Genomic DNA, 11,019 nt, shown 5'->3' with positions numbered 1-11,019 from the left:
TTCAACCTAAGGATAGCGCAGATGAGGTTTTTTCAGCCATTTCTGAACTCTACCATAGAAAAACATTGATTGGTTCATCTATTTCACCAACTATTTTTGGCATCATTACCGATTTTTGCGGTCGTTATTATAATGGCCTTCCCGGCTTGCTGCTCACCAGTGATAAATATTTTGGATCCAGTGCTTTTTTGGGTACTGTAATACTTATTGCATTAATGCCGAAATAATTTACCGAGATGTAGTCATACCCCTTAAAAGGTGTATCGCCAACGGAATCTTTCAAAATAAAAAACAGCTTTCCGTTTTTACTTTTGGCAATTCCTACTACATGGATCAGGTGATCGTCCTGGGTTACCAGTGTTTCAAATAATTGCTGGCGCAATTGCTGGTTAAAATCCAATTCAGCAGTATCCGGATTTGCGACGCTGGCAAACCTGTTATTTTCAAATAGTGCGTAGCCGCTGTGATGGCAGTTCCAGCCATTATTGGTTACATCCATATCCACTACCAGCGGAAAGCCTTTAACAATGGTTTTGCTGGCTATGCCGATCATCTCTTCTAAGGGTACATTCAAGTAAGGTTCGGACATTAAAAAGTTATCAGGGATCTCCAGCGCGAAATTCTGGTAAAATGGGTGGTGGGTAAAAGAAGTAATGGTGACATAGTCATCCGGGTTAAATTTCAATACCTCTTTTTCAAAGGTCAGTGGCGTGTATACTTTCCCCTGCCAGTTGAATTTTTCGGGTGGCGTACCGGCAATGGCGTCGTGTTTTTTGATGAAGCCGGCAAGCCAGTTGGGATCTATCGGTTTGGTTTTCAATACCGAGTCGAGGTATTTTTTTAGTATCTCATCCATTTGAACCGGGGAACTGTCTGAAAATTTTACTGCATTATCACGCCCGTAAAATTCAGCAGGAATTGCGCCGTACTTTTGAATGCCAAATAAGGCATCGTGTGATAATCCCCCGGCCTCGAACAAAGTAGTGCCGTTTGACAAAATATAACGTTTTGCTTTCTCGATAAAAAGGTTGCGGGCAGTATATAATTCTGACAGGTCGATGTCCCTATGGTCGTTGATGATGGTGCCTGATTCAATCATCGAGGTAGTTGAAAACGACCAGCACGTGTTGGTATTCCCCTGGTATTTAACTGTGCCGGCCGGGATTTGCTTTATGGTGGCAGGAACACTTTTTTGCGCGAAGACGCAGTTAACAGAAATTAATATCGCGATGGTGAAGAAAAGCTTTGTCATGTTCAGTTTTAACCTTATTTAAAAGCTAAAAGTAAACATAAAATCTAATTTAGTAATAAGGGAAATGAAAATGAAGATACTGTTTAACCCTGCAGGCAATTTTGTTTTTCGTGAAATTCAACCAATTTTAACAACACATCAATGGCTATTTCATAATTTTTAGCGCCGACAAGTTTTTTATACTGATCTTCCAACTGGTTGATCTGTGTTTTGATATACTGGTAATATTTTTCGCCGTCAGGGGTATAATGAAGTATTACGGAACGGGCGTCTGAAGCGCTCTTTTCACTCCTTACCGTATTTATCTCTTCAAGCTCTTTGATGATTTTACTGGTAGCCTGCTTGGTAACATTTAGTTTTTCTGCAAGCTCGTTGTTAGAGATCCCGCTTTGGCCTATGCTCATAAAAACCGGCAGGTGCGCATGGTTAAAACCCGGGTAATGCACACGGCATAGTTTTTTTTCGTTCCAGTCGTCCATGAAACGTTTTAACAAGTAGATAAGTTTAATAGTAAACCTTTGTGAATTTTCGGTTTCCATGATCTTTTTTATTAAAAACCTGTCTAATCAGCCTTTTTAAATATTATGTGTTACTTAATATAAAACGTTAAATAGTCAACTTAGTTTACAAATATACTATTAAAAGTCGAACTTAACGCGCGCCCTGATGCCCCATTTGGATACTTCCGGGTTATCCAGGTATGTAAAACGCCTAACCAAATCAACCCTGATCAACCTAAAAATATTGCCAATGCCGAAGCTGCCTTCCATATACGGTCCGTTATTCAGCGTATAGGTAACCGGTAGTCCTGTGGTGCTGTTGATAGGGTACTTCAACAACAACGGGTCATTAGCCGGATTGTTTTCGCTCCTAACTCCACCCCAAAGTCCTTTAAAGTCGATGATCTCGCGCAGTTTTAATTTTTTAAGCAAGGGCACTTTATTGAAAAAGAATCCATTGAAATTGTGGTCGATATTGATGCTGGCATAATGGTCGCTCACAAACTCCTGGAAATTCATTAGGTTGTAGGAGTCCAGTTGTAACGAATAAGTTTGATTGGCATGGTGGATATCCATCAACGGGAACGGCACTTTGCCAAAAATGTAATTTCCCTCAACGATCACATCTGAATAGCCTAACTGCGACAGGTAAAATCGTTTGGTGATGTTGCCGGTTAAGTTTTGGTAATTATACTGTCCTCCAAAAAAATTCTTAATACCCTGGTCATACCTTAAGGTAAAAATGGGGTACCGGTCTACAATTGGCACCCTGTAAATCTTACCCTGGTAAAATGTTTCATGAGGAGCATATCTTAACTCAAGGGAAAGCTCAGTAGTTTTTACCGTATTGATATTATTTACATTGCTGCCGATCACATTCTGAAAATACAAAGCGCCTGCAGGGCTTTGTCCCCAGTTCTTGAAACCAACTTTGTAAGAAAAATGATTATCGTATTCATGCACGTAATCCAAACGGAAAATATCGTTATACAGCCACATATCATTTTCACCGCGTTTAAAGGATAGCAGGAAGTTGTCCTCCTGCACAAATTGCAGTTCCTGTCCGGGGATCTTTGTATCGTGCTGGAAACTGGCCCTGATATAATTTTGCGGGAACGAATAAATGGACTTGTTGTTGAGCGAGTAAGTCGAGCTTAAAAAATATTTAAACCGCTCGTCTTTTGTACCATAGGCGCCATAGGTTTCAAAATAATAGCGCTTGCTGAGTTCGGGTGTCGAGCGTCCGCCCAAACGGACGCGGAAACCCTCAACCGGGTTAAAGCTGTAAAAAGTGCTGGCCGGTCCTGTTTCAAATGCACCAAAGTTTTTGTAACCTGCCAGGCCCAAAGTAACCCAATCCATGGTGCGTTTTACTGAGGCAATGGTTTGCAGGCTGTCTATATTTTTATAAATGCCTGCTTTTTCTGGCACCAGGGTATCCGGGCGGTTTGCCTCCCAGTAATGATTGTCCTTGTTTTCTGCATTCGCGGCAAATACCTGCTCAGGGCCGTCGTAAGTTGGTTTAGGACGGGGGCTGTTCATCAAAAAACTATCGATGATCACTTTACGCTCGCCAAACATGCCCCCGCCCTTATTTTTATTCAGCGCGAATTCCATTTTCAAATCGCTTTGGCTTAAATGGTATTTACCATCACCATTCTTTTCGAACGAAAGGATGGTTTGCATCTGCCGCACAAAATTCAGGTTGATGTGTTTGTTTACCGTTAACACCGCTTTCTCAACAGCATAATTGCCGTCCATGGTTACATACAGCTTGCCTGCAAAAAGCAGATCATTGGTATTTCGCGGGGTAAAACTCAGCTCAATTAACTGGGGCGACTGGTCCTTTAGTGTATCAGTAATAAAAAACTTATAAAAATCAGGAGAATGGTCGGCAATAGGGCTCAGCAATTGGTTGGTTACCAGCTGGATATTGTTATCGTAAATATCAATATTTTGGTATAAGCGGTTAAAGTAGGAGGAGAGGCCCTGGTTATCAATAAAACTTTCATCGTATTTAACCTGTTTGTTGGCTTCAATCACCTGTTTTTTTGCATACGGCGATTTGCGGTAATAATTTTGTGAAAGTTTCTCTTCCATATAAATTGGGAGGAGGATCTTGCCACCGATAGCTGTTGAATCCTGCTCGCGGAAAAGGAACTGATAGTTTTTAAAGATGCGTTTGTTTTTAAATTTATCTGAAAGGTTGCTCAGGTAAAAATTTAATAATTCGTACTGACGGTATTCGGCATAATCATAACTTTCGAGGCGGTTTTTTTCTTTATGGTCGATCACCTGACGGATCAGTTCAACAGCTGGGTTATTTTTGTTGCGGTATTTTGGTTTCTTGCCTGATTTTACCAATACTTCATTCAGCAACTGCCGGTCTTCAGTTAAAGCGATATTGATCGTTTGCTCTTTGCCGGGTTCAACGGATTTTATTTCGGTTTTAAAACCTACATAGGTAACTCGTATTTGTGTGGCGTTGCCATTTGAAGCCAGGCGGTATTTTCCATGGTTATCGCTGGAGGCGCCCTGTTTCCCACCAACGAACGTAACCGTTACATAAGGCAGGATATCTTTTGTTTTGGCGTCGGTAATGGTGCCATGAACCAGTGTTTGGGCGTACAGGCTCTGTAATGCCGCCAAAAACACCAGCAGCAATAAAATGAATTTATATATATATATAGAAAATCGACGTTTCATTGTAAACAAAGTTTGAACGTTGTGCCGGGTTGGCTGTAATCAGGACAATTAGTCCTGGTATTCTTTTTTCCAAAATATCGCCCGGCTATATATTCAGGAACACTTTCGGCAAAACCTGCTGCAAGGATTACCCAGGTGTGCGTGGTGAGTATCAAAAATTCCATATTGATATTTGGCCCGAGAAGGTTGTGCTTTAAGCCTTCGATAGATGCGTTGAACAGATATGTGCTGATGGATTTAACCGTTGGCTTATAATCAGTTGATTTAAAGTTTAAAAGCCATGTTTTATAGTCTGTTTTCCACTGGAAAGCCTTTGCCAGGTTTTTAAAACCGGTAAGTTGTGTATAGCTATCAGCTTTTTTGATGAAGCTGATCAGTATTGCCTGTGTAATATAGACGATATTCATATTTTTTATTTGACAGTACAAATGTAAACCAAGTTGACTATATTGGTCAACTGAATTTACCAATTTGACAATTTTATAACATCTTTGTGACACAAGTATGAAGATCATCGGCAGCCTTTAATGGGTAGGCGATCAGGAAGCAAAAATGTTTTAATTGTTAGAAAAATTTACTTTTGAGGGGGTAACTACTGACTTGCTCAATCGTTTCGTTTCTTTGACCAAATGCGATGTGATTAATTTGTTGGTTAGTGGCCCTTTTCATAGAATATATTGCTGAAATTTATTGCTTGAACCTTTCGGGGTTGCTGCTAAACATATATCTAATGAAATTAATAAAAAAGCATTTTTCTGCACTTGGGCTTGGTTTCCTCGTCTTGTTAGCCACAATTTTATCTTTTACCCGCATTTCAGGAACAACGGGAAAAGCCCTTGTGACGCAAAAATGTTTGATCGTCTCTGATATTCACTTTAATCCTTTTTATGGCACTTCGGTAGGCGACAGTGTTTTAAAAAAGAAGCTGGAAAACGCTTCGTTTGCTGAATGGAAACAATATTTTGAAGGATTTGCGCCGCAGATGGCTATCAATACCAACCTTTTATTTAAAGATGCCAATTACGGGGTATTGCAATCTGCTTTGTTTAATTTGAAAAAGCGGTTGCCCGATCCGGCTTTTATCCTCATCGCCGGTGATTTTATCTGGCATGGGGCCACGCCCGCCGATTCGCTATTGAAAAAGAAATGTATCCTGTTTATTGCAGGTTTATTGAAGGAGTATTTTCCGAACGCAATGATTATCCCGGCAATGGGTAATAATGATACTTACGGACAGGACTATGCCCTGCAGGACCCGAAATTTTTAAATGATTTTGCAAGCGCCTGGGAGCCGAACTTGCCCGGGCCTCGGCTGATTCGTTAAAGGCCAGGGGATATTACACAGCCGAAACGGGCAATTTGAGGGTGGTGGTGATCAATACCGCATCCTTAAATTTGGGTAGCAATTATAAACCACAGGCCGATGCGATGCTCCGTTGGTTGGAGAATAACCTGGCCAATGCCAACGGTAAAAATGTATGGATATTGATGCACATCCCGCCGGGTATCAACGCTTTTAACAAAAAGAATTTTTGGAATGTGGCGTCTTCCGATGCCTTTGTGCATACCATTGTAAAACATGCAGCATCGGTAAAACTAATCGTCGCAAGCCATGTACATTTAAATGATTTTAAAGTGGTATATGATAAGTCCAGGATGCCGAAACCAGTGGCTTTGCTGCGGATCGTGCCATCTATCTGCTCCAATCATGGGAATAACCCTTCGTTTGAAGTGGCGGAATTTAATACCGCTACCGGGAATATCGTCAACGAAACCAACTGGTACCTTAACCTGGCAACGATCCCAAAGGATAAAGAGACACAGCAACTCACCTGGACAGATACCCTGAATGATGCAAGATCCCTTGAAATGAAAGGCGTCAGCGCCGCGGATTTTTCAAAACTGATCGATCATATTAAAGCGGATAAAACCGGGCAAATGATCAAACATTATGCTGATTTTTATGATGTTGGGACAAGGGCGGACAGCGCTATTTTCGTCAACCATGCAACTTATATGAATTATTTGAAAGCGGATTCGTTGAAGGAGAAATAAGACAAATAATAAAATAACCTCCGTGACCTCTGTGCCTCCTTAGCGCTCTCCGTGGTAAAAACTTTAACCGCAGAGTGCACGGAGAGATTCGCAGAGCAGCACAGAGATTTAATTTGCTGTAAATAGATATTTATGATGAATTTATATTCACGCAGGAAGTTTTTGCAAACATCGTCGCTGCTGGCAGCGGGGGCGATAATGGCATCTTCTTTTAAAATCAAAAAGGATAAACCGCTGTTGTCTTTTTCAACTTTGGGCTGCCCCGAATGGTCGTTTAGCCAGATCATTGATTTTGCGGCACAACATGGGTATGATGGCATCGAGCTGCGCGGGATTCAACGCGAAATGGACCTTACCAAAGTAAAGGAATTTAGTACCGATCAAAACAGGCAGCAAACTTTACAGCAAATGAAGGACAAGGGCCTGCGATTTGCTGATTTGGGTTCCTCCGCTATGATGCATATTGCCGATCCTGCAGAAAGACTGAAGAATTTAGATGAAGGCCGACGCTTTATCGACCTGGCGCAGCAACTGGAATGTCCTTTTGTGCGGGTGTTCCCTAATTCTTTTCCGAAAGAGGAGGATAAAGCCGCCACAATGGACCTGATTATAAAAGGCCTGCTTGAACTGGCCGAACATGCCAAAGGGAGCAAAGTAAGCGTCCTGGTTGAATCGCACGGCGACCTGGTAAAAATAGCCGACCTTGAAACCGTAATGAAAGCCGCTAAACACGCCCATACAGGCATGATCTGGGATGTATGCAATATGTGGGCCACTACCAAAGAACCGCCTGCCGAAGCTTATAAAGTTTTACACCCCTATATCAGGCATACACACATTAAGGACGGAAAAATAACCGGCAACGATGTGCATTATGTCCTGTTGGGGCAGGGCGAAGTGCCCATTTTTGAAGCGATTGACGCCCTGCGGAACGGGAGATACAATGGCTATTACAGCTTTGAATGGGAAAAACTCTGGCATCCCGAAATCGGGGAACCTGATGTGGCCATAGCAGATTATGCGAGGGTGATGAGGGCGCATTTTGGGTGAGATATAAAGGGAGTAGCGTGAAATATTTTGATGTTAACGTTAATAATATCAAGATAAGAAAGACCTTTACCTTTACACCAACTTTATCTTCCCCAATTTATCCGTCATCATTTCTGTAAACCACAGGTTGCCATCATGGTCGGGCCGGATGCGGTGCATCATGGACATTTTGCTGGGGATGGTATGCATTACAAACGGAATGCCCGAAAGGTCGTCGCCCTGCAGCTGCCTGATCGATTTATCAAACATAATGATATAATCGTAACCTGCCGGGTTTGGGTTGGCAGCATCAACATAAACCTGCACCCATAGGTTGCCATCCGGGTCGAACGAAAGCGACGCCAGGATATCGTTTTTTTGCAAGGCGGGCACACGGTATTCAGTCATATTACCATTCATATCAATTTTGCCAATCTTTACGCCGGCCTCTTCTGTAAACCACATAAACGGTTCGCATGGGTCGGGGATCACGGCGATAGGCCTGCTGTTTGCAGTGGGGATTTTGTATTCGTTCACCACGCCGTCTTTTGAAATGTTAAGGATAGCGCTGCCCAATAGTTCGGTACCCCAGATGCCGCCATCGGCGCCGGTCGACAGAAATATAGGCAGGGCGGCTAAGGTGTTCAGTTGAAAATGCTCCACGGACCTGTCTTTTCTTATCCGGCCAATGGTACTGGTGCGTTTGCCTGTAAACCAGATGGTTTCGCCATCGGCGTCAAGGCCAATACCATGCGGTGCAGTATTGATGACGGTTGGATGTGCACCGGCCGTATATATTTGCACGTCGATCTGTTCCACTATATTCCCGTTGTCATCAAGCCGGGCTACGATGCCAATAAATTCAAGGGAAACCCAAAGCTGTCCGTGTTTATCAATTAACAGGCCGTGCGGGCCGCTGTCATCCGGCATTTTATAATAAGTAAGCAACTTCCCGCTATAGTCGAATTTGGCTATACGGTGCATATTTTGACCGGTAACAAAAATAAAATCCTTGCTGATCACCAGCTCGTGGGTCGATCCGGGCAGTGTATCTCCGGGCCATTTCAGGCTGTATTCAGTAATTATTCCAAGGGTTGAGGGGTTAGTGGCGGTCTGCGCATTGGGCATGCCGGGCATATTCATATCCATGTTTTTAAGTGTGGTTTTATTGGTTAGGTTAAAAGGTTTTGTTGATAAGGTTGTTAAATTTGAAAACTAAGTTAATGTTAATCCATAAAATATTTCTTTTAAGATTTAAAAATCGCTAAAAGGTAATTTTTTAAGGACATTGTAGAGACGCGATGCTTCGCGTCTCCCGCTGACAGGCGTGTACAGGCCTTGAATGAGATGCATTGGCGACGATAAATCGGCGACGCAAGTCAGAGACGCGAAGCATCGCGTCTCTACATCGTCAGTGAATGAATTCGATAAATTCACGGGCATTCACGGTGAATAAAACCGGGACGCATTTTAAACGGTATGTTAGAATCAGAACAAAAGGCGAATATTTTGTTTTTAATATGAACAAGCTTTTTTTAATAATTATCACTATGTGGAACGAAACCAATAACAAACTATACCGCGCCTTCGAATTCAAAGATTTTCAAGAAGCATTTGCTTTTATGACCAGGGTTGCCCTGATCGCCGAAAAAATGGATCATCACCCCACCTGGGCTAACACCTGGAACAAAGTAGAAATTTGGCTAAACACCCACGACGCCGGCGACGTAGTGACCGAAAAAGACCGGGACCTGGCGAAACGGATAGATCAAGTCCTGAGTCTTAAGTCAGGAGTCTAAAGTCTCACCAGCGGCTTGTAGTTTGCAATTAATTTTAGTTTAGAAATTTATTGCTATTATGCTCCGGCGCGCAGATCTCTGCTTTTTTACAGAATTTTTAATGCCGAAAAATGAGTTTAATTCCATTGTTAGCCCGGTTTTTAAGGCCATCGCCCGGTCCTGCAAGTATTAAAATTATAAATATGTTAAATATCTGTTTTTAAATACCCGATAATTATGATTTTTTTTAAATACTTTAATTTTTACGGCCATAATTAAAAAAATTTCCGATCATATTATAATGTGATTTTGCGCACTTTTTGTAATACAGCCCCACCATAGCTTTGAGGTATAAAATTTATAAAATGAAAACAGAAGAAACAACTATCCCATTTATTCCGGGTGCATGGAATTCAGCCATTAATGTTTATGATTTTGTTATTAAAAATATAACTCCCTATACCGGCGATGCATCGTTCCTTGCCGGTCCTTCAGCAAAAACAACAAGGTTATGGGAAGCCTGCAAAACAGTGCTGTTAAAAGAGCGCGAAAATGGCGGTGTTTTGGCTATCGATACCGAAACTATATCTAACATCACCGCATTCGGTCCTGGTTATATCAAACAGGACGATGAAGTAATTGTTGGCCTGCAGACAGACCAATTACTAAAAAGGGCGATGAAACCTTTTGGCGGGATCAAACTGGTGGAATCAGCGCTGAACGAACATGGGTTAAAAATTTCGCCTAAGGTTCATGAAATTTTCAACTACGCTAAAAATCACAACGAATCGGTATTTAAAGCTTATGATAGCGAGATCCGTGCTTTCCGCTCACACCATGTTTTAACCGGCTTGCCTGATAACTATGCACGTGGCCGGATCATCGGCGACTTCCGCAGGATGGCCTTATATGGTGTTGACCAATTGATCAATTTTAAAAAAGCTGACCTGCAAAGGGTTGATGGCGAAATGACCGATCATAAAGTTCGTTTACGCGAAGAGATCAGCGAACAGATCAATGCCTTAAAAGCAATGGTGGAGATGGCCGCAACTTATGGTTTTGATTTGAAAAAGCCTGCTGAAAATGCAGCTGAAGCAGTTCAATGGTTATATTTTGCTTACCTGTCTGCAGTTAAAGAGCAGGACGGCGCTGCTATGTCATTGGGTAATGTGGCCTCTTTCCTTGATATTTTTGTTGAAAGGGATATAAAGGCAGGTATATTAAATGAAGAAGCCGCACAGGAGCTGATAGACCAGTTTGTAATGAAATTACGCTTGATCCGTCACTTACGTCCTGCCTCATACGACGAGATATTCGGTGGTGACCCTACCTGGGTAACCGAAGCTTTGGGAGGGTTCTTAAACGACGGCCGTACCAAGGTTACCCGTACCACTTTCCGCTTTTTACAAACGCTTTATAATTTAGGCGCATCACCTGAGCCAAACTTAACTGTGCTATGGTCTGATAACCTGCCCGAAGGCTTTAAAAACTTCTGCGCAAAAGTTTCAATCGATACCTCATCTATCCAGTACGAAAATGACGACCTGATGCGTACCACCAGGGGCAGCGATGATTACGGAATAGCCTGCTGCGTGTCGTACCAGAAAGTGGGTAAATCTATCCAGCACTTTGGCGCAAGGGCCAACCTGCCAAAAGTATTATTACTGGCATTAAACGGAGGACGCGAAGAACAGGAAGG

10 protein-coding genes are annotated in these 11,019 nt (G+C 42.3%); 5 read left to right on the top strand and 5 right to left on the bottom strand.

Going from position 1 to position 11,019, the window contains the following annotated elements; genetic code table 11:
• Positions 1-127: 127 nt before the first annotated feature.
• From QZY09_RS07470 to QZY09_RS07455, 4 genes are all read right to left on the bottom strand, one after another.
• Complete coding sequence (locus QZY09_RS07470) at positions 128-1,252, bottom strand: C1 family peptidase (RefSeq protein WP_295670411.1); 1,125 nt, start codon at positions 1,250-1,252, stop codon at positions 128-130.
• Between the two features lie 83 nt (positions 1,253-1,335).
• The gene (locus QZY09_RS07465) at positions 1,336-1,791 is read right to left on the bottom strand and encodes a MarR family transcriptional regulator (protein WP_295670408.1); all 456 of its coding nucleotides are present in this window, start codon (positions 1,789-1,791) and stop codon (positions 1,336-1,338) included.
• Positions 1,792-1,890: 99 nt separating this feature from the next.
• On the bottom strand, positions 1,891-4,458 hold the full coding sequence (locus QZY09_RS07460; protein ID WP_295670406.1) for a DUF5686 and carboxypeptidase-like regulatory domain-containing protein: 2,568 nt from the start codon (positions 4,456-4,458) through the stop codon (positions 1,891-1,893).
• Positions 4,455-4,865, bottom strand: a complete 411-nt coding sequence (locus QZY09_RS07455; protein ID WP_295670403.1) for a hypothetical protein — start codon at positions 4,863-4,865, stop codon at positions 4,455-4,457. The genes QZY09_RS07460 and QZY09_RS07455 overlap by 4 nt, the downstream gene beginning before the upstream one ends.
• A gap of 323 nt (positions 4,866-5,188) precedes the next feature.
• On the opposite strand from QZY09_RS07455, the gene QZY09_RS07450 reads away from it, so the two are divergent.
• From QZY09_RS07450 to QZY09_RS07440, 3 genes are all read left to right on the top strand, one after another.
• A complete protein-coding gene (locus QZY09_RS07450; protein WP_295670401.1) occupies positions 5,189-5,782 on the top strand; it encodes a metallophosphoesterase in 594 nt (197 codons plus the stop codon).
• Between the two features lie 47 nt (positions 5,783-5,829).
• Complete coding sequence (locus QZY09_RS07445) at positions 5,830-6,513, top strand: hypothetical protein (RefSeq protein WP_295670398.1); 684 nt, start codon at positions 5,830-5,832, stop codon at positions 6,511-6,513.
• A 132-nt stretch (positions 6,514-6,645) separates the two neighbouring features.
• Entirely contained in the window at positions 6,646-7,563 is a 918-nt protein-coding gene (locus tag QZY09_RS07440) for a sugar phosphate isomerase/epimerase (RefSeq protein ID WP_295670395.1), read from the top strand.
• A 72-nt stretch (positions 7,564-7,635) separates the two neighbouring features.
• On the opposite strand, the gene QZY09_RS07435 is transcribed toward QZY09_RS07440, so the two are convergent.
• Positions 7,636-8,691 carry a hypothetical protein gene (locus tag QZY09_RS07435; RefSeq protein ID WP_295670392.1) on the bottom strand — a complete coding sequence of 352 codons (1,056 nt, stop codon included), beginning with the start codon at positions 8,689-8,691 and terminating at the stop codon, positions 7,636-7,638.
• Positions 8,692-9,092: 401 nt separating this feature from the next.
• On the opposite strand from QZY09_RS07435, the gene QZY09_RS07430 reads away from it, so the two are divergent.
• Complete coding sequence (locus QZY09_RS07430; protein ID WP_295670389.1) at positions 9,093-9,341, top strand: 4a-hydroxytetrahydrobiopterin dehydratase; 249 nt, start codon at positions 9,093-9,095, stop codon at positions 9,339-9,341.
• Positions 9,342-9,685: 344 nt separating this feature from the next.
• On the top strand, positions 9,686-11,019 hold a 1,334-nt coding region (locus QZY09_RS07425), incomplete at its 3' end, for a pyruvate formate lyase family protein (protein WP_295670386.1).

This window comes from uncultured Mucilaginibacter sp., from assembly GCF_903913935.1.
Lineage (GTDB): Bacteria > Bacteroidota > Bacteroidia > Sphingobacteriales > Sphingobacteriaceae > Mucilaginibacter.
The sequence above is the reverse complement of the archived record's forward strand: the minus strand, read 5'-3'. Positions and strand labels throughout refer to the sequence as shown.